Raw genomic sequence first — 25,186 nt, 5'->3', positions numbered from 1 at the left:
GATTTTCGAAGAGTATGAAAAACCTCGGTTTGACCGAGGCTTCTCTATTTATTTGGGCCATCCTAACCAGATAGCCACGAGAACAAGGGCTGCGCCAGCTAAACTTGTTAAGATAGATAAGAATTTATCTTTTTTCTCCTTGAACTGAGAAAAACCTATCTTCAAAGCGAGCAGTCCAAGTAGCATTGAAGCAAGCATCAAATAAAAACCCATTTCTTTGTCCTCCATTAGTCTTAATTTATTTTATTATAACATATATTTCTTAAATAAACCTTTTTTATACTCAATGAAAANNCGCAGGTTGCTCAAAGCACAGCTTTGAGGTTGCAGATAAAGTTGACGTGGTTTGAAGAGATTTTCGCAGAGTATTACTGTACTTTAAAGGTCTTGAGATAGCTGTCTTTTCCTACTTGACCTTCGAAGGTTCTACCATTTTCAAGGTAAGGAAGGTCATCTGATACTGAGGCCTTAACCTTGTAAATCTTGCCATCAACTTTAAAGAAGTAGACGGTGTCGCCCTTGATAACAGCTGATTTGAGGTCTGCTACTACTCCCTTGATGCTTTCTGTCGTTGCATTGTCAATTTCAAGGTCGTTTTTATTGGCATACTTGCTGAGCATCTCTTCCACTGTAGTAGCTACGATAACATTTTGGTACTCGACTGCGTCTACTAGAGCATACTCTTTGACCAAGCCAGCATTGTCCTTCAAACCCATGATGTAGAAAGGCTTGTCATTGAGGTTGATGAGGATTGGGAAGGTTGCTTTGTAGGATTTCTCCTGAACAGCACCTTCTGCTGATTCACGGGCTGATTCTTCTGTCGCAGAAGCCAAGCTATACTTAGTAATTTCTCCTGTTCGCATATTTTCAAGGATGAAACCAAGATTACTCTCATCCGCATTAGCCGACGTCACACCTGTGTAGAGATAGATGTCATTACCGATAGACAAGTAATTATAGCCATTGGTAGTCTGGGTCACGTTTTTCTTGGAAATCATGGCATTCAAGAAACCGTCCTTGTACTTGCCGTTGTAGTTGATTTGCTCAATGGTTTCCTCTGCTGGATAGATCCTATCCACCCATTCTGGAACATCTGATAAGCTGTATTCCTTGGTTTCTCCATTTGTAGCATCCAAGATAATGACTGAAGCAGGACGAGGAACCGCAAGTCCAAATTGCTTTTGGTAAACCGTTGCTACATAGAAAGGATTACCCTCATCGTCCACCTCAAAAGATGGAGTCTTGAAGATTTTAGTTGGGTACTTCAAGCGCAGGTGACGTTTGACGTCACGGTTAAAATACTCCGAGTCCGAATACTTGATTGGTGTCTTCAAGTCCACCAAGTCCGCATTTCCAGTTACCATGTCCACCTTGATATACTCACCGATTCCCTTGGCTTGATTGTTAAACCATTTGATAGGGTCTGCATATTCTAGTGGTGTGACCCGATAAGGTTTCCCATCAATTGTCAATTGGGTATAGGTATCTGCCGCTACGTATTGCGACACCTTATCGGTTAGGGAACCCAAGTAGCGGTCTCCAATTTTTTCAGCAGTACTTCTATCTAGGATAGGAACCTTACTGGTGTCACTCTTAGGAAATTCAGTAAAGTCTTTTTCCGTAACCGTGACTACATTGGCATAATTTTTAGCCTGAAACATGCTGGAAGTTACCAAGGAAACCAAAGCTGCCAAGAGAAGAATTCCTCCAATCGAAGCTAACAGAATTTTCCCTAACCGATTGATTTTGAAACCCTCAAGATTTAAGGCAGCTTCCGCCTTACCGTGGCGCACATGAACCGTTTTGACAAGGTTTATCCCCTTGCCAAAGCCAAATAAGATTGCCACAACTAACAAATGCCCACAGAGGAAGAAGAGAAATTCCCAGCTGGTCAGGTTAAGGGGCGGTAAAAAGATATACCAGGTCGTTGCGATAAAAATAAGTTCAAAGACTATTCGTTTCATTTGCTTTCCTCCTAAATGATTCGTCCTTCCAAGTGATCCAGCTCATGCTGGCAAATCTGAGCTGGGAAGCCTGTCAAGGTAATGGTCTGTTCCTGCCACTTGCTGTCACGATAGGCAAGCCTTATGGTTTCATAACGCTTAGTTGATCTCACACCTACCAAGGACAAACAGCCTTCTTCTGCCTCATAGGATCCTTCAAAGGACAGAAGCACTGGGTTAAACATGACCACGGGAACCAAGCCAAGATTAAAGATAATCACGCGCTTTTGCACCCCAATCATATTGGCAGCTAGACCAATGCAGGTCTCACGATTTGCTAAGAGTGTATCCTGCAAATCTCTGGCAAGATAAAGGTCTTCCTGACTTGCCGGCTGAGATACCTGAGATAAAAACAAAATATCTTTTACAATTTTCTTTTCCACTTCCTCACACTCCTCTTGTTTTTTACTATATTATAACAATTATAGCATAAAAGCCGATAACTGCAAGCCCTTTCCCTCAACTGTAGCAAAAAGCCATCCGAAGATGACTTTTTTGCTACTTATACTCAATGAAAATCAAAAAGCAAACTAGGAAGCTAGCACAGGTTGCTCAAAACACTNNTATATACGGCAAGGCGACGCTGACGTGGTTTGAAGAGATTTTCAAAGAGTATTAATTTCTTTATAAATTACTTCCATCCCACGCTTAACAGCTGGACGATTGGCAATTTTTTCTGCCCATTTTACTAAATTCTGGTAACTTGAGGCATCCAAGAATTTTGCAGAACCTTGGTAAAGTTTTCCTTGAACTAACTGTCCATACCAAGACCAGATGGCAATATCTGCAATCGTATAGTCATTGCCTGCAATATAAGGTTTCTGAGTCAATTCCTTATCCAATAAATCCAACTGGCGTTTCACTTCCATCGTAAAACGGTTAATAGGATATTCCAATTTTTCAGGGGCATAATTAAAGAAATGTCCAAATCCCCCACCTAGAAAAGGTGCAGCACCAGCTTGCCAGAATAGCCAATTCAAAACTTCTACCTTTTCCACAGGATTACTTGGTAGAAAGGCTCCAAATTTCTCAGCAAGATAAAGGAGAATATGAGCAGATTCAAAGACTCTTACTTCTTCAGTTCCTGACTGGTCCAACAAGGCTGGAATCTTGGAATTTGGATTGAGCTTTACGAAGTCTGAACCAAATTGATCCCCATCCATGATAGCAATCTTATACAAGTCGTAAGCCGTTTCCTTAAAACCAGCCTCTAGTAATTCTTCCAATAAGATAGTGACCTTCACACCATTTGGTGTTCCCAGTGAATAAAGCTGAAAAGCTTGTTCTCCTTTTGGCAAGTTTTGTTCGAAACGGGCACCTGCTGTTGGTTTATTTAAGCCCGTAAAGGCTCCTTGATTACTAGCTTCATCCTGCCATACGGTCGGTAATTGATATGCTGACATCCGAAACCTCCCTTAAATCGCATTCTTATCAAAACCGAGTTTACGTTGAACAAACTTAACGATTTCGACGATGATAATCATTGAGAAGCTTCCGCCCATAACGATTCCCCATTGTGACAAGTCTAGTTTGGTTACGTGGAAGATTCCTTCAAGCGGTTCTACGACAATTGTTGCCATAAGAAGGATGAAGGATACCAAGATAGACCAGTTAAAGGTCTTAGACTTGAATGGGCCGACTGTCAAGATGGATTGGTAAACAGACTTGACATTGTAGGCATGGAAGAGCTGAATCAAACCAAGGGTTGCAAAGGCCATAGTAAGGGCATCCGCATGAATGGCATGATTGTCACCCACGTGAACTGGGTAAAGAAGGGCAAGACCATAAACACTCATAACAATAGCTGCTTGGAGTACACCTTGATAGATGATAGAACTCAAAACACCACCTGAGAAGAAGCTTGCCTTGCGTCCACGTGGTTTATGGTTCATGACACCAGGCTCAGCAGGTTCAACACCTAGAGCAATTGCTGGGAAGGTATCTGTTACCAAGTTGATCCACAAAAGATGAACTGGCTGCAAGACATCCCAACCAAACAAGGTTGATAGGAAGATGGTTAATACTTCAGCAGTATTGGCAGAAAGTAGGTACTGAATAGTCTTTTGAATGTTTGAGAAGACCTTACGTCCTTCTTCCACTGCGACGATAATAGTCGCAAAGTTATCATCTGCAAGAATCATATCAGAAGCCCCCTTAGAAACCTCTGTACCAGTGATTCCCATACCGATACCGATGTCTGCTGTTTTCAGAGCTGGGGCATCATTGACACCGTCACCTGTCATGGCAACGACCTTACCTTGTTTTTGCCAAGCCTTGACGATACGAACCTTGTGCTCTGGAGACACACGGGCATAAACAGAGTATTGACCAACAACTTTTTCAAAGTCTTCATCAGATAATTCGTTGAGCTCAGCACCAGTTAAAACGTGGTCTTCTGTATCGTTTGCATCAATGATTCCCAAACGTTTGGCAATAGCTTCTGCGGTGTCTTGGTGGTCACCTGTAATCATGATTGGACGAATTCCAGCTTCCTTAGCCACACGAACAGCCTCAGCGGCTTCAGGACGTTCAGGATCAATCATCCCAATCAAACCAGTGAAGATTAAATTATTTTCCAGCTCTTCAGAAGTGAGGTTTTCTGGAATGCTATCGATAATCTTATACGCACCTGCAAGGACACGCAAGGCTTGATGAGCCATTTCAGAGTTGTTTGTATGAATGAGGTTTGTGACCTTCTCATCAATCGGAGCAATATCCCCAGCCTTATCACGAAGAACACAACGTTTCAAGAGTTGGTCTGGCGCACCTTTAACAGCTACGAGGAAGCGTCCATCTGCAAGTGGATGAACTGTTGACATGAGCTTACGGTCAGAGTCAAATGGCAACTCCGCCATACGAGGATATTTGTCTAAAAATTCTTTGACATCGTAGCCCTTGTCCAAGGCATACTGGATAAAGGCTGTTTCGGTTGGATCACCAATCAGGTTGCCTTCCACATCGATTTTCGTATCATTGGCCAAGACAACTGAACGAAGGAGGGGCATTTCAAGACCCAGTTCAATGTCATCAGCTGAGTCATGTAGGACTGCATCGTAGAAGATTTTTTCAACCGTCATCTTGTTCATGGTCAGCGTACCAGTCTTATCAGAAGCGATGATTTCAGTTGAACCAAGTGTTTCAACTGCTGGCAACTTACGAACGATGGAATGTCGTTTGGCTAAAACTTGAGTACCAAGGGAAAGAACGATGGTCACGATAGCAGGAAGCCCTTCTGGAATGGCTGCAACGGCAAGGGCAACAGAAGTCAACAACTCACCAAGTGGATCCTTCCCTTGAATGAAGACACCCACTACAAAAGTAACAAGGGCAATGACCAAGATTGCATAGGTCAAGACCTTAGAAAGGTTGTTCAAGTTTTGTTTGAGGGGTGTATCCGTCTCATCAGCGTCTTGAAGCATGCCCGCAATATGACCAACTTCCGTGTACATACCTGTATTGACAACAACTCCCATCCCACGACCGTAGGTTACGTTTGAGTTTTGGAAGGCCATATTGACACGGTCACCAATACCAGCATCTGTCGCAAGCTCGACTGTCAAGTCTTTTTCAACCGGTACAGACTCACCTGTCAGAGCAGCCTCTTCGATCTTAAGAGAGTTGGCTTCTAGCAAACGTAGGTCTGCTGGTACTACGTCACCAGCTTCAAGGGCAACGATATCGCCTGGTACCAATTCTTTAGAGTCAATCTCAGCCATGTGCCCATCACGCAGAACGCGGGCAGCTGGACTAGACATGGATTTGAGGGCTGCGATAGCTTCTTCTGCTTTTCCTTCTTGGTAAACACCAAAGGCAGCGTTAATGATAACCACGGCTAAAATGATAATGGCATCTGCGATATCTTCCCCACCAGAAGTCACGACTGACAAGATTGCTGCTGCAACTAGGATGATAATCATCAAATCCTTAAATTGCTCGATGAATTTGACCAGGATTGATCGTTTCTCGCCTTCTTCGAGTTCATTGTGGCCAAATTCGGCAAGGCGCTTTTCCGCCTCACTTGATGACAAACCTTGCTCGGTCGCATCCACAGCCTTCAAGACCTCTTCAGGACTCTGAGTGTAAAACGCTTGGCGTTCTTGTTCTTTTGACATGTGTCTCCTCCTTGACATTGTGTGCAAAACAGACTCTCTTTTCCCTCATCGCATCTTTTCACGACAAACAAAAAGAGACCTGTTAATCATAACAAGTCTCGCTGTTTAAGATAGGGCCGGAAAACATACTTTTCAGTATAAAATTCGGAATGACGACACTATCACAGGTTTCTGCCAGCTACTCCCTTGAGTAGTACTATTATACCAAATTTTGGGGAGTTTTAAAAGAGTAAAAACTACCTTATTTGAATTTTCCCTTGAAAACCAGTATAATGGTAGAATGCTATATGACTAGAAAGGAAGTTGAATGAAGCAATCTATCTCAAATCTCAAGTTAGCTGAACGTGGTGCCATTATCAGTATTTCAACCTACCTGCTCTTGTCTGCAGCGAAATTGGCTACTGGCCATCTTCTTCATTCATCCAGTTTGGTGGCCGATGGTTTCAACAACGTGTCGGACATCATTGGAAATGTGGCCCTCTTGATTGGAATCAGGATGGCACGCCAGCCTGCTGACCGAGACCACCGTTTTGGCCACTGGAAGATTGAGGATTTGGCTAGCTTAATCACTTCCATCATCATGTTCTATGTTGGCTTTGATGTTCTAAGGGATACCATTCAAAAGATTCTCAGTCGGGAAGAAACGGTCATTGATTCTCTGGGTGCAACTCTAGGAATTATGTCTGCAGCAATCATGTTTGTGGTCTATCTCTACAATACTCGCCTCAGTAAGAAATCCAACTCCAAAGCACTGAAGGCCGCAGCAAAGGACAATCTTTCTGATGCTGTTACCTCACTTGGTACTACCATTGCCATCCTAGCTAGTAGTTTCAATTATCCCATTGTGGATAAACTGGTTGCTATCATCATCACTTTCTTTATCTTGAAGACTGCCTATGATATCTTCATCGAGTCTTCCTTTAGCCTTTCGGATGGCTTTGACGACCGTCTGCTTGAGGATTATCAAAAGGCCATCATGGAAATTCCCAAAATCAGCAAGGTTAAGTCCCAAAGAGGTCGTACCTACGGTAGCAACATCTACCTGGATATTACGCTAGAGATGAACCCTGACCTGTCTGTTTTTGAGAGTCATGAAATCGCGGATCAGGTCGAGTCTATGCTGGAGGAACGTTTTGGGGTTTTTGATACCGATGTCCATATTGAGCCAGCGCCTATCCCTGAGGATGAAATTTTAGACAATGTCTATAAGAAATTGCTTATGCGTGAACAATTGATTGACCAAGGAAATCAACTGGAAGAACTATTGGCTGATGATTTTGTCTATATTCGCCAAGACGGAAAGCAGATGGATAAAGAGGCCTATAAAGCAGAAAAAGACTTGAATTCAGCTATCAAGGACATCCAAATCACTTCCATCAGTCAAAAGACCAAACTCATCTGCTATGAATTAGATGGTATCGTCCATACCAGTATCTGGCGTCGCCACGAAACTTGGCAAAATGTCTTCCACCAGGAAACAAAAAAAGAATAGAGAAATCCTGTCATGAGACGGGATTTTTCTATTCTTCTAACTATCAAATTCACTGAGATACTCATAGCGTTCGTATTTTTCAAGGAGTGCTTCATTTTTCTCATCCAATTCTTTTTGGAGAGTAGCCAGCTTACCAAAGTCAGAGCCGTTAGCCTGCATTTCCTCTTCAATAGCAGCGATACGGTTTTCCAAGGCTTCAATATCGCCTTCAATGCTTGCCCACTCCTGCTTTTCTTGGTAGGTCATGCGTTTCTTGCCTTCACGAACCTTGACCACTTTCTCCTTTTCAGCCTTTTGCACTTGATTGGCCATCTCTGTTTCAAAGACTTTTTCATCAAGATAGTCGGTATAATGACCAAAGAAAGGACGAATCTTGCCATCCTCAAAAGCGAGAATCTTAGTCGCTGCCTTATCCAAGAAATAGCGGTCGTGACTAACAGTCAAAACTGGACCAGCAAAGCCTTGCAAGAAATTCTCCAAAACTGTCAAAGTTGCAATGTCCAAATCATTGGTCGGTTCGTCCAAGAGAAGAACATTTGGTTTTTCCAAGAGCAGTTTGAGGAGATAAAGACGTTTTTTCTCTCCACCAGACAATTTCTCAATCAAGGTTCCATGCGTCGAACGTGGGAAAAGGAACTGCTCCAGCAACTCTGCAATCGAAGTACTAGAACCACCGCTGGTCTTGACCTCTTCTGCCACTTCCTGCAAGTAATTGATCACTCGCTTACTTTCATCCAAACCCTCAATTTGCTGAGAGAAATAGGCGATACGAACAGTTTCCCCAATCACAACTTGTCCTGCTGTCGGCTCAAGAATGCCTGCAATCAAGTTAAGGAGAGTTGATTTCCCAACACCGTTGTCACCAACGATTCCAATACGGTCTTTGGCCTGCACTAAGAGATTAAAATCTTGCAAAATAGGCTTGTTTTCATAGGCAAAGGAAACATCCTGAAACTCGATGACTTTCTTCCCAATCCGACTGGTTCCAAAGTTCATGGTCAAGTCTGTTTCAGCAACGCCGCCTGAAATTTCCTTTTTCAGGTCGTGGAAACGATTGATACGAGCCTGCTGCTTGGTCGCACGCGCCTGCGGTTGCCTGCGCATCCAGGCCAATTCTTGCTTATAAAGTTGTTCTTTTTTGTGGAGAAGAGCTGCGTCACGCTCATCCTGTTCCGCCTTAAGGCGAACATAGTCCTGATAATTTCCCTGGTACTCGGTCAAGCCTGCGCGATCCAATTCGAAAATCCGAGTTGACAAAGCGTCCAAGAAATAGCGATCATGGGTGATAAAGAGAACCGTCTTCTTAGAATTTTTCAAAAAGAGGGTCAGCCACTCAATAGTCGCAATATCCAGATGGTTGGTCGGCTCGTCCAGCAGCAAGAGGTCGTGATTACCAAGAAGAACTTGCGCCAACTGAACTCGTCTTCTCAGACCACCTGACAATTCTCCAACTGGAGTAGATAAGTCCTGAATCCCCAGCTTGCTAAGAACCGTCTTGACCTGACTCTCAATTTCCCAAGCTTGGAGAGAGTCCATTTCTGCCATGACACGTTCCAAACAAGCCTGCTTGTCCTCACTATAGTTGAGCATGATCAATTCGTACTCACGAATGAGCTGGATTTCCTTGAGGTCGCTGGAGAGAACCGTATCCAAGACCGTCTTGCTATCATCAAAATCAGGGTCCTGGGTCAAGTAGCCAATCTGGTAATCGTTCTTTGCTGAAAAAGGACTGACATCCCCATCAAAGCCAGAAACACCAGAAAGGACATCTAAAAGGGTGGTCTTGCCAGTCCCATTGACACCAATCAAACCAATTCTGTCTAGGTCATGGATAATAAAGGAAATATCCTTAAAAACGGTCTTGTCACCGACGGATTTACTTAGTTTTTCAACGATAAAATCACTCATTTTTTCTCCCTTAGATAAGCATGGATGGCTTGACGGTTATTTTCCAATTCTCCATCGACAATGGCATATTCAATCTCTGTTAAAATCTCTCCCAAATCTGGACCTGGTTGATAGCCATATTCCTTAATCAAAACGCCACCATTAATCTGAATTTCTTTCTTATCATGAATGGTCAAACTCTGATAGGTTTCTGTTATGACTTGTGGGTTGACTGGTTTTCCCTGGGTCTGACGAAGATTTTCAGCCTGTAAAAGCAACTCCAAGTCAAAGCGATAACAATCGCGCTTGCTCAATTCTCCCTTTTCACGCAAGGCCAAAATAGTCAGCAAATCCTGAACTTGCTTGGCAAACTGACGTGAGGTCTTCCAAGCTTTCAAAAATGGCTGCGCATTTTCAATCTCCAAAGCCCACAGTAGAGCCGCCCAAGCTTGCTCTGAAGATTCAAAGGTGAAATCAGTCTCTAAATCAAACAGTCTGTTAAGTTTGTCTTGGCTAGATGCCAGATCAGGGAGATAGTCATAAGCTTGACTCTCAATCATGGAAGCCAAGCCCCTTCTCCAAAATGGAGCCAGCAAGAGTTTATCAAACTCAACGAAGGTACGCTCCACAGAAATTTTCTCCAAAAGTGGCGTCAATGTCTTCATAGCTTTAAAGGTTTCTGGCTCAAATTCAAAGCCAAGACTAGCCTGAAAACGGAAACCACGCATAATTCGTAGAGCATCTTCGTTGAAACGCTCACTAGCCACTCCAACCGCTCGTAAGACTTGCTTTTCCAAATCTTCTAAACCATGAAACAAGTCAATGATTTCCCCTGTCTCATCCAAGGCAAAGGCATTGACTGTAAAATCACGGCGCTTAAGGTCTTCTTCTAGCGAGCGAACAAAAGAAACCGCACTGGGTCTGCGATAGTCCACATAGACATCCTCTGTCCGAAAGGTGGTTACCTCATACTCCTCATCCCCATCTAAGACCAAGACGGTTCCATGCTCGATTCCGATATCGGCTGTTCGCGGAAAAATCTGCTTGGTCTCTTCTGGATAAGAAGACGTCGCAATATCCACATCATGGATAGGGCGATTGAGAAGGGCATCTCGAACAGAACCTCCAACAAAATAGGCCTCAAAACCTGCTTCTTTAATTTTTTCTAATACTGGTAAAGCCTTCTGAAATTCAGAAGGCATTTGCGTTAATCTCATAATAAGTGTTCTAATCCATAGACAAGCTCATGACGCTTGACAACTTCTTTAATTCCCAAATTCACCCCTGTCATGAAGGAGCTGCGATCATAGGAGTCATGACGGAGCGTCAATCCTTCTCCCTGATTGCCAAAGATGACTTCCTGATGGGCTACCAAGCCTGGTAAACGAACTGAGTGAATCCGCATGCCATCAAAGTCAGCACCACGGGCACCTGCAATCAATTCTTCCTCATCAGGCGCACCTTGCTGAATAGACTCTCGAACTTCTGCCATTAACTCAGCCGTTTTAATAGCTGTTCCACTCGGAGCATCCTTTTTCTTGTCATGATGGAGCTCGATAATCTCCACATTGGGGAAATATTTAGCAGCCTGCCTTGCAAATTGCATAAGCAAGACAGCACCCAAGGCAAAATTGGGAGCGATCAAGCCACCCAAATCTTGGGCACGAGAAAATACTTTTAGCTCTGTAATTTCTTCACTCGTGAAGCCAGTCGTTCCAACTACTGGAGCAAAGCCATTTTCAAGAGCAAAGCGTGTATTTTCATAGGCAACAGCTGGAGTTGTAAAATCTACCCAAACATCCGCTTCAAAGCCTGCTAAATCAGCCTTATCCTTGAAAACAGGAATTCCCTGCCATTCTGACTCAGACTCAAAAGGATCCAAAACTGCTACCAAGTCCAAGTCTGGATCAGCCAAGACCATCTGACAAGCAGCTTGACCCATCTTTCCCTTAAAACCAGCAATAATTACTCGAATACTCATCTCTACTCCTGTCTAAGATACAAAGCCTGTAAGAACACAAAGTGAAAATAGGAATTCTGATCAAGAAGTGTCTACTCCTTGGAAGAACTATCTTTTTCACACAGGGTTCCAGGCGTGTTCAATTATCAAGATACAAAGGACCTTAGCTGCCCATGAAAAATAGGGAATGACGCTGACTTCCCACGAAAGGCAAGACAGGCATCTTTTTTCAAGAGGCAGGTAGTCCGTGTTCAATTGCTAAGATACAAGGCATCTTAACTAGTCTAAAAGTGCCAACTAAATCACTGGAATATAACCTAGAGCAATACTTCCTGCTCCTAGGTGGGTTCCAATGACACTACCAAATGTAGCTAGTGAAATATCCGTACCCACTCCAGATTCAATCAAGTGGTGACGCAATTCTTCAGCCTTTTCAGGAGCATTCCCATGAATGACAATGACCCGATATTGGCCTGAAGCCGTTGTTTCCTTGATGATTTCAATCAAGCGCTTGGTTGCTTTCTTTTCCGTACGAACTTTTTCGTAAACTTCAATCACACCTTGATCGTTAAAATAAAGGATTGGCTTAATGCTAAGCAAATTGCCCAAAATGGCAGCCCCATTTGAAAGGCGCCCACCTTTTACCAAATGATCCAGGTCATCTACCATGATAAAAGCTGACGTACGGCTGATTTGAATAGCTAGCTTATCCTGAATGATAGCAAAATCATCGCCCTGATCTCGCCAGTTAAAGACGCTTTCAACCATGATGCCTAGGGGAGCGCTTGTAATCAAAGTGTCTGGGAAAGCAATGGTTAAACCTTCATAGTCATCCACCATATACTGAATATTTTGGTAAAAACCTGAAATTCCAGAAGATAGGAACAGCCCTAAGGCATGTGTATAACCTTGTTCTTTGAGCGAAGTTAAGATCTCATCTAACTTGGCAATACTTGGTTGACTGGTCTTAGGCAATTCAGAAGCCTGAGCCATTTTTGGGTAAAATTCCTCAGCAGTCAGATTGATGCCTTCGACATACTCCTCACCATCAATATTGACAGGAATATCCAAGACATACAAATCTTCTCTTTGCAAGGTCTCTGCACTGAGATAGGCAGAAGAATCTGTGATAACAGCTAGTTTCATATTAGAACTCCAAATTGATTCCTGGTAAGTCTAATGCAATTTCAGTTACTTCGTAAGTCAAACGGTTGAGCATATTCAAACATGGACGAGCCAAAGTTTCCACTTCTTCTTGGCTCAATTCACTTGGTTCATTGACAATACGGCCATCGATATGATTTACCTGTGAAATGGTTCCACTGATGACAAACTTATCAAATACAATCATAAATGTCAAGATGACAATCAAGGAAGTCACTTGATTTTCTTGATTATGTTGGAGCAATTGGAAGTTCACATCCACCTTAGTTTCAGGAGCTCCATTTTCATTTTCCCATTCAAAATTACGCGCATCAAAATGATACTGACTAACAAATTCTTGTTCACGTTTAAGATTCATATCTTTCTCCCTCGGCTACAATATTATAAGCTATTGTACCATAATTTTTTATTTTCATCTAGTTTTCTAAGTTTTAGTCCATCCCAATTTCAGCTCGAACTACGTCTGCGATGGTATCAACATAGTAGTCAACTTCTTCTGTGGTAGGCGCTTCTGCCATAACACGCAAGAGGGGCTCTGTTCCACTTGGGCGTACTAAGATACGACCATTCCCTGCCATTTCTTCTTCCATCTTCTCGATGATAGCCTTGATAGCTGGCACTTCCATAGCCTTTTCCTTCACGGCATTTTCCACTCGGATATTGACTAATTTTTGTGGATAGATGGTTACTTCTGCTGCCAACTCTGACAAGCTCTTACCAGTTTCCTTCATGATTTTTGTCAATTGGACAGCGGATAATTGACCATCACCTGTTGTATTGTAGTCCATCAAGATAACGTGCCCAGATTGTTCACCACCGAGGTTGTAGCCTGATTTTCGCATTTCTTCAACAACGTAGCGGTCGCCAACTGCAGTGACTACCTTGTTAATACCTTCGCGATCCAAGGCCTTGTGGAAACCAAGGTTAGACATAACAGTTGTCACAATTGTATTTTGAGCCAATTGTCCTTTTTCAGAAAGGTATTTCCCAATGATGTACATAATCTTGTCACCATCGACGATGTCGCCATTTTCATCAACAGCAATCAAACGGTCACTGTCTCCATCAAAGGCCAAACCAATAGCTGAGCCGCTTTCTTTGACCACTTCTTGAAGGGTTTCTGGATGGGTTGAACCAACATTAAGGTTGATGTTAAGACCATCTGGTGTTTCCCCTATAACAGTCAACTGAGCACCAAGGTCTGCAAAGATTTGACGGGCACTTGTAGAAACTGCACCATTAGCTGTATCCAAGGCAACCTTCATTCCTTCAAGAGGAGTTCCAGTTGAAACAAGGTAGCCTTCATACTTACGTAAGCCTTCTGGATAATCTACCAAGGTTCCTAAGCCTTCTGCACTTGGACGAGGAAGAGTGTCTTCCGCAGCATCTAGCAAGGCTTCAATTTCTGCTTCTTTTTCATCATCTAGTTTGAAGCCATCACCACCAAAGAACTTAATCCCATTATCAAGGGCTGGGTTGTGGCTAGCAGAAATCATGACACCCGCACTAGCTCCCTCAGTTTTTACCAAGTAAGCTACTGCTGGTGTTGCCAGAACACCTAGTTTGTATACGTGAATACCAACTGAAAGGAGACCTGCTACCAAGGCAGATTCTAGCATTTCCCCTGAAATACGTGTGTCACGTCCTACAAAGACTTTCGGTGCTTCCGTTTCATGTTGACTGAGAACATAGCCTCCAAAACGTCCTAGTTTAAAGGCTAATTCCGGAGTAAGTTCTACGTTAGCTTCTCCACGGACTCCATCAGTCCCAAAATATTTACCCATTTTTATAAAATCCTTTTTCTATTTTTAATTCGTTTTTGAACTAGTTGCTTTCGTTGACGAAGATGTCTCCGATGAACTACTTGTAGTTGAATTTGATGTGCTTGAACTTGGTGCTACTGGTTTTGTAGTGACCTTCATTGTTGTATCAAAGGGAGTGATAACTACTGGTAAGACAACCCCATTGCGGTCGATTGCCTGCAAAGGTACCGAACCACTGTAATTACCTGTTATGCGTTCGCTAGTTGGCAAAACAGCGATAATCTTATCAATTCTATCCAATGTCTCTTGGTCACTCGTAATCGACACTTCTTCATCTGACAGCGTGACATTTTCAATCTGTACCCGACTATCAATTTGACTAGGGTCAATCTCTGGTACAACCTTTACCTTATTCTTCTGAGCCTTCTTACCAATCTTGACTGTAATTTTTTGCGGAGTCGCCACAGCGGTCAGCCCATTGGGTAAATCTTCAATGCTCAAAGGAACTTCAATCGTTCCAACACTGGCATCTGTTAGGTCAGCAGTAACCTTGAATTTACGTGTGCTTTCTTGCATTTCACTAGCTAGCGATAGGCGATTTGCACCAGTCAAGACCACTGATACTTCTGAAGCAAAACCGCTAATAAAATACTCATCACTATTATAGCGGATGTCGATAGGGACATTTGTTACTGTATTCGTATAGGTTTCCGTTTTTACCTGCCTAGCACTGGTACTGTTTTGAAAATTCGTCGCCGTAGCATAGACAAATAAGACACAAGCAAAAAAGAGTGAGGATATGATATATAAACTATTTTTTTTCATGTTTCCATCCTCCTAGCAATCGTTCTTTAAAACTAAGACCCGCTTCCTCTTTTGGAAGTAAGATTTCACGTAATTCTGTTTCAAATTCATCAAGTGTTAGGTTGTGCTTAAAGCTTCCATTATAGGTTATCGAAATTCCTCCCGTTTCCTCTGATACGACAAAAGTCAAGGCATCTGAGACTTCTGATAAACCGATAGCCGCCCGGTGTCTGGTCCCAAATTCCTTGGAAATCCCTGTGTTTTTTGTCAAGGGCAGATAGGCAGACGTCACAGCAATACGTTCTTCTTTGATAATCACCGCACCATCATGTAGGGGAGTGTTGGGAATAAAAATGTTAATGAGAAGTTCTGCAGAAATCTTAGCATCCAAGGGAATTCCTGTCGAAATATACTCCTGCAAGGTACGTACACGCTGAATAGCAACCAAGGCCCCGATTTTACGAGGACTCATGTATTCAACAGACTTAACAAAGGCACGAATCATCTGTTCCTCAGCACTAATAGGGGCATTGGAAAAGAAATCTGTCGCTCTTCCCAAACGTTCCAAACCAGTCCGAATCTCTGGAGAGAAGATAACAACCGCCGCAATAACCCCATAAGTAATAATTTGATTGATTAACCAAGAAATCGTAGTCAAACCAATCATATTTGCAAGGATTTGAGCTAAAATAAACACCAAAACTCCACGTACCAAAATCATAATCTTGGTTCCTGCAATAGCTTTTGTAAAATGGTATAAAATATAAGCAACAATCAAAATATCAATCAGATTGATAGCTATCGTCCATGGACTTGCAAACAAACTGGTCCAATATTGCAGATTGGATAATTGTTGAAAATTCATCCCTGATATCCTCCCTATCAAAACACTTTCATCCTATTATACCATTTTCTGGCATTTTTTTCCCTATCCTAGTCCATTTTACATTGAACAAAAATATGATAAAATAAACTGACTAGAAAAAACAAAGGAGAAACTATGTCTCAACTCTATGATATTACCATTGTGGGTGGTGGTCCTGTCGGGCTTTTTGCAGCCTTTTATGCCCACCTACGCCAAGCCAAGGTTCAAATCATCGACTCTCTTCCCCAGCTAGGTGGACAACCTGCTATTCTCTACCCTGAAAAGGAAATCCTAGACGTACCAGGCTTCCCAAACCTGACTGGAGAAGAATTGACTAACCGCTTGATTGAACAGCTAAACAGCTTTGATACCCCTATTCATCTCAATGAAACGGTTCTTGAGATTGACAAACAAGAAGAATTTGCCATCACAACTTCTAAAGGAAGTCACCTGACTAAAACAGTTATCATCGCTATGGGTGGCGGTGCCTTCAAACCACGTCCGCTGGAACTTGAAGGGGTTGAGAGCTATGAAAATATCCACTACCACGTTTCTAACATTCAGCAATACGCTGGTAAGAAAGTGACGATTCTTGGTGGGGGAGATTCGGCTGTGGATTGGACTTTGGCTTTTGAAAAAATCGCACCAACTACCCTTGTTCACCGCAGAGATAATTTCCGTGCCTTGGAACACAGCGTTCAAGCCTTGCAAGAATCATCTGTGACCATCAAGACACCATTCGTTCCTAGCCAACTCCTTGGAGATGGAAAAGCACTCGATAAACTTGAAATCACAAAAGTCAAATCTGATGAAACCGAAACGATTGACCTAGACCACCTCTTTGTCAACTATGGTTTCAAATCTTCGGTCGGTAATCTTAAAAACTGGGGGCTCGACCTCAACCGCCACAAGATTATCGTCAACAGCAAACAAGAATCTAGCCAAGCAGGTATCTATGCTATCGGTGACTGCTGCTACTATGACGGAAAAATTGACTTGATTGCGACAGGTCTCGGAGAAGCTCCAACTGCTGTCAATAATGCTATCAACTACATCGACCCTGAGCAAAAAGTACAACCAAAACACTCTACTAGTTTATAAAAAAGAACCACGAGTCACATAGGATTCGTGGTTTTAAAATGAACTACACCTCAAAAGTTAGACAGAAATACATCTAACTTCTGATATGCAGCCCACCTTCTCTTTGCTCTTGTTTGAATAAGAAATTTTTTGAAGAATCATTAGATTATACAAAGTATTCATATCAGCCTTTTAAAGCTATATAAAAACTCTCCAACTATTCTATTATACCATATAAAAAAATAAATAAATAGACTTGTTTTTTTCTTTTTTTGACGTATACTAATAATAGAAAGCGCTTTAAATAAAATAAAAGGAGGTTTTATGAGGAAAGTAAATAAGGACATTTTATTCTTAACTGGAATCATAGTTTTATGTTTTGGTTTTTTATTATTTCACATCAACCCCTATTATGCCGAACCCTATGCGACACTGAAAGAAAGAATAAATTTATTCTTTTGGCAACTATATTGGAGACCTGTAGGAACTCTCAGTATTATTTCGGGTTGCATTATAACTTTCAAAGGATTGAAAAAATAATCTTTTACTCATGAAGAAAGGAAATTTGTTATGATTAAACTGAAACTATTGTTTTTCTCTCTACTATCAAGTCTATTATTCTTAGTCACAACATCTACGGTTTTTGCTGATGTCTATCCTGGTACAAATTATGAAATTGTATCTAATCGTATTGTAAAAGATATCAACACAGGAGAGTTATTGTCATTTTATACGACTGAACTTAGAGACGCCTATTTAGAGTCTAAATCTACGTATCAGACTCGTTCTAATGCAACTGGTGTTGCAGACTATAGAACTAAATACTCTCACTCTTACAAGAAAAGCACCACATCAGGTCCTGTAAGTTCAACTGCCTATGGTGGAAAAGCTGGAGCTACTCTGACTGTAGGTGCAGGTGTTAGCTTTTCTGCTCCGGAGTCTGGAGCTGGACTTAGTTTAAATCACTCAGTCTCCCATAACGTACCACCCTACACTTATGGTTATATTAGACTAAAAGCATCTTACACAGTAAACGTTCGTAAACTAGAAGTTAGATACTTAGGCACCAACAAATGGGTTCCAGCTGGTGAAACCTCTACTATATCGAATGTTAGCGTTTGGAGCGAACTGGTCACTTGGAAATAACTCATTAGAGACTGGGTAAAAACTCAATTTCAGGAGAAAATGAAATAAATTTTCTCACAATAAAACGCATAGTATTACGGTTCAAGTCAACACCGGATATTATGCGTTTTTGATTTTAAAGAGCCAAATTTCTTAACTTAATGACATTGCTTTTTGCCCAACCTCTTTTTATTTCAAAAAAGAACCTCGCAAAACAAGAGCCTGGTTTTATAGTTCATCAGCTAATTTATTTATTTTTCTGAGTCTGTGGTTGACACCACTTTTGGTCAGAGGGGTGCTGAGGCTATCTGCCAACTGTTGGATAGAGTAGTCTGGGTGCTGAATCCGCAACTGCGCTACTTCCTGCAAATCCACTGGCAGATTTTCTAAGCCTATAATATCTTTGATTTTGCTGATATTGTTGATAGTCTTCATGCTGGCAGAAACTGTCCGAGCAATATTAGCTGTCTCGGCATTATTGGCTCGATTAAGATCGTTACGAGTTTCCCGCAAAATCTTAACCCGCTCAAAATCATCACGCGCCTTCATGGCTCCGATTACTATAAGAAAGTCCATAATATCTTCGGCACGCTGGAGATAGGTCACAGCTCCCTTCTTGCGTTCAAGCACCTTGGCATCCAGTAAAAACTGCTGGAGAAGGGAGGCAATCCCTTGCGCGTGGTCCAGATAAACAGAACTGATTTCCAACTGATACTTGCCTGACTCAGGGTCACGAATGCTTCCATTTGCCAAGAAAGCACCACAGAGATAGGCACGACCTGCTTCCTCATCCGATAAAATCGCCTCATCAATACCTGTTTCCAGACCAAAGAAGGAGTCTGCCAAGTGCAAATCACTTAACAAATCCTGCACCTTTTCATCTGTAAAAACGGTATAGACCCGATTCTTGCGGAGATTGCTTCTTTGGTGGTGACGTATTTCCGATTTGATTTCATAGAAATGGAGAAAGGACTCATAGAGGTGACGAGCCAGTTTGGCATTTTCTGTCACGACGGACAAGGTCAGGCCCGAGGTCGAGAGACCGATGCTACCAGACATCTTGATAATGGCAGATAATTCATGCCGGCTTAGATGGTGCTGACCTAGGATTTCTTCTTTTACTGCTACTGTGAAACTCATTTTCTCACCTGTATAATCCGCATCAACTCATCCACTATCAAATTCCCATCGTGGAAGGCACCACCATTTTCCAGACGGAGGAAGTTGGATGAAATCACGCGCGGAACTTGCTTACAAAGACTTGCAAAATCATGTTCCACCTGCACCAAGTATTCATCAAACCGGTTGGAATTCATGTATTCCTGAGGCACTTTTTCGATATTTACCAAGACAGTATCGATAAAAGGGCGACCAAGATGACGATGCAAGACCTCCACATGATCACTATCTGTAAAGTGTTCTGTCTCCCCACGTTGGGTCATGATATTGCAGACATAGGCGATTTCTGCCTTAGTTTCCAAAAGCGCCTGCCCAATTTCCTTAATGACAATATTGGGCAAAATAGAGGTAAAGAGAGAGCCAGGCCCTAGGACAATCATGTCACTTTCAAGAATGGTCTGCACTACTCGACGACTGGCCAGAGGCGTATCATCGTTGAGGGTATTGGTCACATAGACATGGTCAATCATGCCTGGATGGTCTGCAATATGACTCTCTCCAGCCACTTCTGTCCCATCCTGAAAGACTGCATGCAGGGTCAAAGGATGGTCACTGGAAGGATAAATCTTCCCAGTCGTATGGAAAAATTTGCTCAGCAACTGCATGGCATTATAGGTCGAACCCTGCATTTCTGACAGACCTGCAATAATGAGATTTCCCAATGGATGTCCAGCAAAGGCTCCAGCATCTTCAGAAAAGCGATACTGAAAGACCTTTTCATAAAACTTAGGCATATCCGACATGGCCACAAGGACATTACGAAGATCACCTGGCGGTGTCAATTGTTGCATATTTTTTCGGAGTTCACCTGAAGAACCACCATCATCTGCCACCGTTACGATAGCCGCGATTTCCACATCTTTTTCCCGCAGACTTTTAAGAATGACGGGGATCCCAGTACCTCCACCAATCACCGTTATCTTTGGTTTTCTCATGAACGGTTTACCGTTTCCTTTCTTCGGTCTTTGTCGCGATGCCCTTCATTGACAGGCCAAGTCTTGGATAAGTCCTGCGCCAAGCGTTTGGCAAAAGCCACACTACGGTGTTGCCCACCCGTACATCCAATGGCAATAGTCAAAACAGACTTCCCTTCCTTTTGGTAACTTGGCAAAATCGGCTCAATCAAGGCCAACAAATGTTGATAAAAATCTTCTGACTCAGGATGATTCATGACATAGTCATACACTGGTTCATCCACTCCCGTTTGATTACGCAGTTCTGGTAAGTAGTAGGGATTTGGCAAGAAACGGACATCAAAGACCAAGTCCGCATCAATCGGGATTCCATATTTAAAACCAAAAGACATGACTTCGATACGGAAAGACTGGGCTTGTTCTTGATCTGAAAACTGCTCTGCAAGGGTTTTACGCAGCTCACGAGGAGTGAGTTCAGTTGTATCCACCACATTTTGGCTCATATTTTTTAAAGGTGCCAAAAGTTCACGTTCCAACTTGATTCCATCCAAAATCCGTCCATCTGCTGCTAGTGGGTGACTCCGTCTGGTTTCCTTGTAACGAGCGACCAATTCCTTATCGGCTGCATCCAAAAAGAGGATTTTGAAATCCAAATCATCTTGATTTTCCAACTCATCCAAAACAGCTTGAATCTCCGAGAAGAAAGAACGGCTACGCATATCCACTACTAAAGCCAACTTATGGTCGTCTTCCTTTGTTTCCACCAGCTGCAAAAACTTAGGCAAGAGAGCTGGCGGCATATTATCAATAGTAAAATAACCCAAATCTTCGAAGGACTGAATGGCAACTGTTTTCCCTGCACCACTCATCCCTGTCACAATCACCAAGTGAAGTTGTTTCTTTGTCATCTTTTTCTCCTTATATCAAAAGAAGTTTGGCAACACCAAACTTCAACTAGCTTATCCAATCTCTGCGATGACTTCAATTTCGACTTTTACATCACGAGGAAGACGAGCTACCTCCACAGCTGAACGAGCTGGAAATTCCTCTTTAAAGGCCGTTTGGTAAACCTCATTAAAAGGAACAAAGTCGTTCATATCGCTCAAGAAGCAAGTTGTTTTGACAACATGGTCAAAGTCTGTTCCTGCTTCTGCCAAAATAGCATCGATGTTTTTTAAGACTTGCTCTGTCTGTTCTTGAATCGTTTCTCCAACGATTTCCCCAGTTTCAGGAGAGAGAGGAACTTGACCACTAGCAAACAAAAGGTTGCCAACGATTTTTCCTTGAACATATGGTCCGATAGCCTTTGGGGCTTTATCTGTATGAATTGTTTTTGCCATTTTCTTTTCCTCACAATTTTTCTAAGATTGCATCCCAAGCCTCATCCATCCCTGCCTTGCTGACAGATGAAAAGAGAATGAAGTCGTCACTTGGGTCAAAGTTTAATTTCTTTTTGATTGCTGATTCGTGCTTGTTCCATTTACCACGAGGAATCTTGTCCGCCTTGGTCGCAACGATGATAACCGGAATCTCATAGTACTTGAGAAATTCGTACATCTGTACATCATCTGCTGACGGGTCATGACGGAGGTCAACTAGACTGACAACCGCACGGAGATTTTCCCGAGTCGTTAGGTACTCCTCAATCATGCGCCCCCACTTTTCACGTTCCTTTTTAGAAACACGGGCATAGCCATAACCAGGCACATCTACAAAGCGCATCTTGTCGTCAATGTTAAAGAAGTTGAGAAGCTGGGTTTTCCCAGGTTTCCCTGACGTACGAGCCAGATTCTTACGGTTCAGCATGGTGTTGATAAAGCTGGACTTGCCAACATTTGAACGCCCTGCAAGAGCGATTTCTGGCAGTTTATCCTGCGGATAGTGGGATTTATTGGCCGCACTGAGCAAGATTTCAGCATTGTGTGTATTCAGTTCCATAGTCACCTCTAGGCTGTTTCTAGGATTGGTTTATCCGTTCCATCGACAGCTTCTTTTGTGATGCGAACCAATTTCACATTTTCCTGACTCGGTACTTCAAACATGACATCTAGCATTGTTTCTTCGATGATGGAGCGAAGTCCACGCGCCCCTGTCTTCCGTTCGATGGCTTTATTAGCAATCTCTTGTAGGGCTTCGTCGTCAAATTCTAACTCGACATCATCATAAGATAACAAGGTTTGGTATTGTTTGACCAAGGCATTTCTTGGCTCTTTCAAGATACGAACCAAGTCATCAACCGTCAATTGCTCAAGAGCCGCAAAGACTGGCAAGCGTCCAATCAACTCAGGAATAATCCCGAATTTTTGAATATCTTCCGCGATGATTTCTTGCATGTAAGAGCTATTTTCATCAATCGCTTTATTATTTTGACCAAATCCGATGACTTTTTCACCCAGACGTTGTTTGACGATTTCTTCAATGCCATCAAAGGCACCACCCACGATGAAGAGGATATTTTTGGTATCCACTTGAATCATCTCTTGTTGTGGATGTTTGCGTCCACCTTGAGGCGGTACGCTAGCAACAGTTCCCTCGATAATCTTGAGAAGGGCTTGTTGCACCCCTTCACCAGAAACATCACGTGTGATAGACACGTTCTCGCTCTTCTTAGCAATCTTGTCAATTTCATCCACGTAGATAATGCCACGCTCTGCACGCTCGATATTAAAGTCAGCGGCCTGCAGGAGTTTGAGGAGGATATTTTCCACGTCCTCACCTACATAACCAGCCTCCGTCAGAGCTGTTGCATCCGCAATCGCAAAAGGCACATTCAAGCTCTTAGCCAAGGTCTGGGCAAGGAATGTTTTCCCTGAACCAGTTGGGCCAATCATCAAGATGTTTGACTTCTGCAAATCCACATCTTCTGACTCTTCACGCGTATCGTGGAAATTGATGCGTTTGTAGTGGTTGTATACTGCTACTGCTAAAGCACGTTTGGCACGATCTTGACCGATTACATAGTGATTCAAGATATGGAGGAGTTCGATTGGTTTTGGTACCTCAGATAAGTCTGCCAAGACTTCCTCAACCAATTCTTCTCGAATAATTTCTTGAGCTAACTCCACGCACTCATTACAAATAAAAGCATTGTTGCCAGCGATTATTTTTTGTACTTCTTCTTGGCTTTTGCCACAAAATGAGCAATAAACCATCATATCATTTTTTCTATTTGTAGACATGATTTCCTTCCATTCTATACTGTCATTCTATCTAAAATAAGGTCATGTAAAAAGCATGAATACTATTGACCAGATTGGTAAAGGCATTTAACCAAAGGAGGATAGAAAGCCCGTAACGCTTTTTACGAAAAGCCTGTGCTCCTGCCAGAAGGCAGATGAAACACAGAAAAGCCGTGAATAAACCAAATAAACTCCGTTCCATTAGACTTCCTTTCTCTTGCGGTATTGGATGGTAAAATCATAAGGATTTTTCTCATCTTTGGCGTAAAATTTGCTTGAAACTGTCTCAAAAAGAGATAAGTCAAACTCCTCAGGAAAATAGGTATCCCCCTCCACCCGAGCATGAATGTGAGTGACAATCACTTCATCCAAATAGGACTCAAAAGCCTGAAAAATCTGCTTCCCACCGAGAATGTAGAGATTCTTTTCTTGAACCTGATACCAGTCCAAGACAGACTGGACATCCTGAAAAGTAGCCACCCCATCTATCTTTTCTTCTGGATTACGAGTCAAAATCAAGGTCTCCCGTTTTGGAAGCAGACGACGTCCCATTCCATCAAAGGTTACCCGCCCCATCAAGATAGCATGATTCAGAGTTGTTTCTTTAAAGTGTTGCAATTCTGCCGGCAAATGCCAAGGCAGACGATTGTTCTTACCAATCACACCCTCTTCGTCCTGGGCCCAAATAGCTACGATTTTCTTAGTCATGCTTCCATCCTTTTCACTGATAGTACTATTTTATCAAAAAACTCAAAAAAAGACTGGTTTGGAATAGCTTACAAAATAGAAAAAATCTGTAAGAAATTTCCTACAGATTTATCTATGTTACCTTATTTCTTACAAACCAGGTGCTTGTCCAAGTTCTGCTGCAAGCATCCAAACTGTTTTCTCAAGTTCAGCCTTAGCACCAACAAAAATATCGTTTGTAACATCATCGCCTTCTTCGTCAGTCACATCCAACGCTTTTTGGAAAAGAGTGATGAGGTAGCGATAAATAGCTAGAACACGTTCCAAACTTTCTTCAACATTACGGTATTCACCAGCTTCTTCTTCGATTTCACTGTTTTGAAGGAACTCTGTCAATGTAGAGAATGGGCTACCTCCAAGTGTAATCAATCGTTCGCTGATTTCATCTAAATGACCGTCAAGAGCATCCATGTACTCATCCATTTTTGGATGCCATACCATAAAACCGCGTCCACGCATATACCAGTGTACTTGGTGCAAAGCAACGTGGGCTACGTACAAATCAGCAACAGCTTGGTTCAATACTTCCTTTGTTTTTGCCAATGCTACTGGCGCTGCTTTTGTTAATGTTGCGACATCTTTTGCTGCTTCTTTTTTCAATTCTACCATTTTATTTTACCTCATTCATTATTTTTATGTAACCACTTCTTAATGATTACTACCTTAGTATACTACTAAGGAAAGATAATAGCAAGCCAAATGACCCACATGAGAAAAGTTGCAATAGACTGATAATTTAAGAATTCTTTAGAAGACGAAAAAGAGGTCTGGATGCTTATAGTCCATGGAAATCCATCAGCAAACTAGGAAGCCAAACCCATCTTGACCAAAGCACAAGTTTTGAGGTCGCAGGTAGAACTGAGCACGCTGATGTGGTTTGAAGAAATTCCCCAAGGCCAAATTTCAAGTTCA

25 protein-coding genes are annotated in these 25,186 nt (G+C 42.3%); 3 read left to right on the top strand and 22 right to left on the bottom strand.

Features of this window, described 5'->3' with window-relative positions; all coding sequences use genetic code 11:
* Positions 1-48 precede the first annotated feature (48 nt).
* The 5 genes from HT719_RS09705 to HT719_RS09685 all read right to left on the bottom strand — a co-directional run bounded on the left by HT719_RS09705 (position 49) and on the right by HT719_RS09685 (position 6,115).
* A complete protein-coding gene (locus tag HT719_RS09705) occupies positions 49-213 on the bottom strand; it encodes a YczI family protein (protein ID WP_000508264.1) in 165 nt (54 codons plus the stop codon).
* A gap of 155 nt (positions 214-368) precedes the next feature.
* Complete coding sequence (locus HT719_RS09700; protein WP_000822860.1) at positions 369-1,964, bottom strand: hypothetical protein; 1,596 nt, start codon at positions 1,962-1,964, stop codon at positions 369-371.
* Positions 1,965-1,975: 11 nt separating this feature from the next.
* The gene (locus HT719_RS09695) at positions 1,976-2,386 is read right to left on the bottom strand and encodes a peptide deformylase (RefSeq protein ID WP_000412227.1); all 411 of its coding nucleotides are present in this window, start codon (positions 2,384-2,386) and stop codon (positions 1,976-1,978) included.
* 222 nt (positions 2,387-2,608) lie between these two features.
* Positions 2,609-3,406: a glutathione-dependent disulfide-bond oxidoreductase gene (gene yghU, locus HT719_RS09690; RefSeq protein WP_001277397.1), complete on the bottom strand. Its 798-nt coding sequence runs from the start codon at positions 3,404-3,406 to the stop codon at positions 2,609-2,611.
* A 12-nt stretch (positions 3,407-3,418) separates the two neighbouring features.
* The gene (locus tag HT719_RS09685; RefSeq protein ID WP_172929049.1) at positions 3,419-6,115 is read right to left on the bottom strand and encodes a cation-translocating P-type ATPase; all 2,697 of its coding nucleotides are present in this window, start codon (positions 6,113-6,115) and stop codon (positions 3,419-3,421) included.
* Between the two features lie 307 nt (positions 6,116-6,422).
* Here HT719_RS09685 and mntE point away from each other — a divergent pair, with 307 nt between their 5' ends.
* Positions 6,423-7,607 (top strand): CDF family manganese efflux transporter MntE, encoded by a 1,185-nt coding sequence (gene mntE / locus HT719_RS09680; protein ID WP_050261740.1) that lies wholly within the window; start codon positions 6,423-6,425, stop codon positions 7,605-7,607.
* A gap of 36 nt (positions 7,608-7,643) precedes the next feature.
* On the opposite strand, the gene HT719_RS09675 is transcribed toward mntE, so the two are convergent.
* The 8 genes from HT719_RS09675 to cdaA all read right to left on the bottom strand — a co-directional run bounded on the left by HT719_RS09675 (position 7,644) and on the right by cdaA (position 16,050).
* Positions 7,644-9,515, bottom strand: a complete 1,872-nt coding sequence (locus HT719_RS09675) for an ABC-F family ATP-binding cassette domain-containing protein (RefSeq protein ID WP_166731104.1) — start codon at positions 9,513-9,515, stop codon at positions 7,644-7,646.
* On the bottom strand, positions 9,512-10,711 hold the full coding sequence (locus HT719_RS09670; RefSeq protein WP_023937398.1) for a CCA tRNA nucleotidyltransferase: 1,200 nt from the start codon (positions 10,709-10,711) through the stop codon (positions 9,512-9,514). Before HT719_RS09670 ends, HT719_RS09675 begins: the two co-directional genes overlap by 4 nt.
* Positions 10,708-11,475, bottom strand: a complete 768-nt coding sequence (dapB, locus tag HT719_RS09665; protein ID WP_000027869.1) for a 4-hydroxy-tetrahydrodipicolinate reductase — start codon at positions 11,473-11,475, stop codon at positions 10,708-10,710. The genes HT719_RS09670 and dapB overlap by 4 nt, the downstream gene beginning before the upstream one ends.
* 276 nt (positions 11,476-11,751) lie before the next feature.
* Positions 11,752-12,600, bottom strand: a complete 849-nt coding sequence (locus HT719_RS09660) for a DegV family protein (RefSeq protein ID WP_000762177.1) — start codon at positions 12,598-12,600, stop codon at positions 11,752-11,754.
* 1 nt (position 12,601) lies between these two features.
* Positions 12,602-12,976, bottom strand: a complete 375-nt coding sequence (locus HT719_RS09655) for a DUF1149 family protein (RefSeq protein ID WP_001050094.1) — start codon at positions 12,974-12,976, stop codon at positions 12,602-12,604.
* A 73-nt stretch (positions 12,977-13,049) separates the two neighbouring features.
* On the bottom strand, positions 13,050-14,402 hold the full coding sequence (glmM, locus tag HT719_RS09650) for a phosphoglucosamine mutase (RefSeq protein WP_172929048.1): 1,353 nt from the start codon (positions 14,400-14,402) through the stop codon (positions 13,050-13,052).
* 24 nt (positions 14,403-14,426) lie between these two features.
* On the bottom strand, positions 14,427-15,206 hold the full coding sequence (locus tag HT719_RS09645) for a CdaR family protein (RefSeq protein ID WP_050261745.1): 780 nt from the start codon (positions 15,204-15,206) through the stop codon (positions 14,427-14,429).
* Positions 15,193-16,050 (bottom strand): diadenylate cyclase CdaA, encoded by an 858-nt coding sequence (gene cdaA, locus HT719_RS09640; protein WP_001011065.1) that lies wholly within the window; start codon positions 16,048-16,050, stop codon positions 15,193-15,195. Before cdaA ends, HT719_RS09645 begins: the two co-directional genes overlap by 14 nt.
* A gap of 135 nt (positions 16,051-16,185) precedes the next feature.
* Between cdaA and HT719_RS09635 the strand changes: the two genes are divergently transcribed.
* Positions 16,186-17,151 (top strand): NAD(P)/FAD-dependent oxidoreductase, encoded by a 966-nt coding sequence (locus HT719_RS09635; protein WP_172929046.1) that lies wholly within the window; start codon positions 16,186-16,188, stop codon positions 17,149-17,151.
* A 549-nt stretch (positions 17,152-17,700) separates the two neighbouring features.
* Positions 17,701-18,276, top strand: coding sequence for a hypothetical protein (locus tag HT719_RS09630; RefSeq protein WP_000593540.1), 576 nt, complete (start codon positions 17,701-17,703; stop codon positions 18,274-18,276).
* A gap of 207 nt (positions 18,277-18,483) precedes the next feature.
* On the opposite strand, the gene whiA is transcribed toward HT719_RS09630, so the two are convergent.
* From whiA to HT719_RS09585, 9 genes are all read right to left on the bottom strand, one after another.
* On the bottom strand, positions 18,484-19,395 hold the full coding sequence (gene whiA, locus HT719_RS09625) for a DNA-binding protein WhiA (protein WP_172929044.1): 912 nt from the start codon (positions 19,393-19,395) through the stop codon (positions 18,484-18,486).
* Positions 19,392-20,369, bottom strand: a complete 978-nt coding sequence (locus HT719_RS09620; protein ID WP_172929042.1) for a YvcK family protein — start codon at positions 20,367-20,369, stop codon at positions 19,392-19,394. The genes whiA and HT719_RS09620 overlap by 4 nt, the downstream gene beginning before the upstream one ends.
* Positions 20,366-21,256, bottom strand: a complete 891-nt coding sequence (gene rapZ / locus HT719_RS09615) for an RNase adapter RapZ (protein WP_172929040.1) — start codon at positions 21,254-21,256, stop codon at positions 20,366-20,368. Before rapZ ends, HT719_RS09620 begins: the two co-directional genes overlap by 4 nt.
* Before the next feature lie 51 nt (positions 21,257-21,307).
* Positions 21,308-21,688 carry a RidA family protein gene (locus HT719_RS09610; protein ID WP_069681451.1) on the bottom strand — a complete coding sequence of 127 codons (381 nt, stop codon included), beginning with the start codon at positions 21,686-21,688 and terminating at the stop codon, positions 21,308-21,310.
* A 10-nt stretch (positions 21,689-21,698) separates the two neighbouring features.
* Entirely contained in the window at positions 21,699-22,286 is a 588-nt protein-coding gene (gene yihA / locus HT719_RS09605) for a ribosome biogenesis GTP-binding protein YihA/YsxC (protein WP_069681450.1), read from the bottom strand.
* A gap of 8 nt (positions 22,287-22,294) precedes the next feature.
* Positions 22,295-23,527 carry an ATP-dependent Clp protease ATP-binding subunit ClpX gene (gene clpX, locus HT719_RS09600; protein ID WP_000106354.1) on the bottom strand — a complete coding sequence of 411 codons (1,233 nt, stop codon included), beginning with the start codon at positions 23,525-23,527 and terminating at the stop codon, positions 22,295-22,297.
* 31 nt (positions 23,528-23,558) lie between these two features.
* The gene (locus HT719_RS09595) at positions 23,559-23,729 is read right to left on the bottom strand and encodes a hypothetical protein (protein WP_000442276.1); all 171 of its coding nucleotides are present in this window, start codon (positions 23,727-23,729) and stop codon (positions 23,559-23,561) included.
* Positions 23,729-24,235, bottom strand: coding sequence for a dihydrofolate reductase (locus HT719_RS09590; protein ID WP_172929038.1), 507 nt, complete (start codon positions 24,233-24,235; stop codon positions 23,729-23,731). The genes HT719_RS09595 and HT719_RS09590 overlap by 1 nt, the downstream gene beginning before the upstream one ends.
* Positions 24,236-24,364: 129 nt before the next feature.
* On the bottom strand, positions 24,365-24,883 hold the full coding sequence (locus HT719_RS09585; protein WP_000229861.1) for a Dps family protein: 519 nt from the start codon (positions 24,881-24,883) through the stop codon (positions 24,365-24,367).
* Positions 24,884-25,186: the final 303 nt, after the last annotated feature.

Origin of the sequence: Streptococcus sp. k-378, from assembly GCF_013277505.1 — a bacterium.
Classification (GTDB): Bacteria; Bacillota; Bacilli; order Lactobacillales; family Streptococcaceae; genus Streptococcus; species Streptococcus pseudopneumoniae.
This window is presented reverse-complemented; position numbering and strand designations above follow the sequence as displayed.

Coding starts and splice junctions, on each gene's coding strand:
- HT719_RS09655 (WP_001050094.1), bottom strand. CDS start 12,976: ATGAATCTTAAACGTGAACAAGAATTTGTTAGTCAGTATCATTTTGAT.
- HT719_RS09685 (WP_172929049.1), bottom strand. CDS start 6,115: ATGTCAAAAGAACAAGAACGCCAAGCGTTTTACACTCAGAGTCCTGAA.
- clpX (WP_000106354.1), bottom strand. CDS start 23,527: ATGTCTACAAATAGAAAAAATGATATGATGGTTTATTGCTCATTTTGT.
- glmM (WP_172929048.1), bottom strand. CDS start 14,402: ATGGGTAAATATTTTGGGACTGATGGAGTCCGTGGAGAAGCTAACGTA.
- HT719_RS09610 (WP_069681451.1), bottom strand. CDS start 21,688: ATGGCAAAAACAATTCATACAGATAAAGCCCCAAAGGCTATCGGACCA.
- yihA (WP_069681450.1), bottom strand. CDS start 22,286: ATGGAACTGAATACACACAATGCTGAAATCTTGCTCAGTGCGGCCAAT.
- rapZ (WP_172929040.1), bottom strand. CDS start 21,256: ATGACAAAGAAACAACTTCACTTGGTGATTGTGACAGGGATGAGTGGT.
- HT719_RS09635 (WP_172929046.1), top strand. CDS start 16,186: ATGTCTCAACTCTATGATATTACCATTGTGGGTGGTGGTCCTGTCGGG.
- HT719_RS09595 (WP_000442276.1), bottom strand. CDS start 23,729: ATGGAACGGAGTTTATTTGGTTTATTCACGGCTTTTCTGTGTTTCATC.
- HT719_RS09645 (WP_050261745.1), bottom strand. CDS start 15,206: ATGAAAAAAAATAGTTTATATATCATATCCTCACTCTTTTTTGCTTGT.
- mntE (WP_050261740.1), top strand. CDS start 6,423: ATGAAGCAATCTATCTCAAATCTCAAGTTAGCTGAACGTGGTGCCATT.
- HT719_RS09705 (WP_000508264.1), bottom strand. CDS start 213: ATGGGTTTTTATTTGATGCTTGCTTCAATGCTACTTGGACTGCTCGCT.
- dapB (WP_000027869.1), bottom strand. CDS start 11,475: ATGAGTATTCGAGTAATTATTGCTGGTTTTAAGGGAAAGATGGGTCAA.
- HT719_RS09585 (WP_000229861.1), bottom strand. CDS start 24,883: ATGGTAGAATTGAAAAAAGAAGCAGCAAAAGATGTCGCAACATTAACA.
- HT719_RS09700 (WP_000822860.1), bottom strand. CDS start 1,964: ATGAAACGAATAGTCTTTGAACTTATTTTTATCGCAACGACCTGGTAT.
- yghU (WP_001277397.1), bottom strand. CDS start 3,406: ATGTCAGCATATCAATTACCGACCGTATGGCAGGATGAAGCTAGTAAT.
- cdaA (WP_001011065.1), bottom strand. CDS start 16,050: ATGAATTTTCAACAATTATCCAATCTGCAATATTGGACCAGTTTGTTT.
- HT719_RS09675 (WP_166731104.1), bottom strand. CDS start 9,515: ATGAGTGATTTTATCGTTGAAAAACTAAGTAAATCCGTCGGTGACAAG.
- whiA (WP_172929044.1), bottom strand. CDS start 19,395: ATGAGTTTCACAGTAGCAGTAAAAGAAGAAATCCTAGGTCAGCACCAT.
- HT719_RS09630 (WP_000593540.1), top strand. CDS start 17,701: ATGATTAAACTGAAACTATTGTTTTTCTCTCTACTATCAAGTCTATTA.
- HT719_RS09670 (WP_023937398.1), bottom strand. CDS start 10,711: ATGAGATTAACGCAAATGCCTTCTGAATTTCAGAAGGCTTTACCAGTA.
- HT719_RS09590 (WP_172929038.1), bottom strand. CDS start 24,235: ATGACTAAGAAAATCGTAGCTATTTGGGCCCAGGACGAAGAGGGTGTG.
- HT719_RS09660 (WP_000762177.1), bottom strand. CDS start 12,600: ATGAAACTAGCTGTTATCACAGATTCTTCTGCCTATCTCAGTGCAGAG.
- HT719_RS09620 (WP_172929042.1), bottom strand. CDS start 20,369: ATGAGAAAACCAAAGATAACGGTGATTGGTGGAGGTACTGGGATCCCC.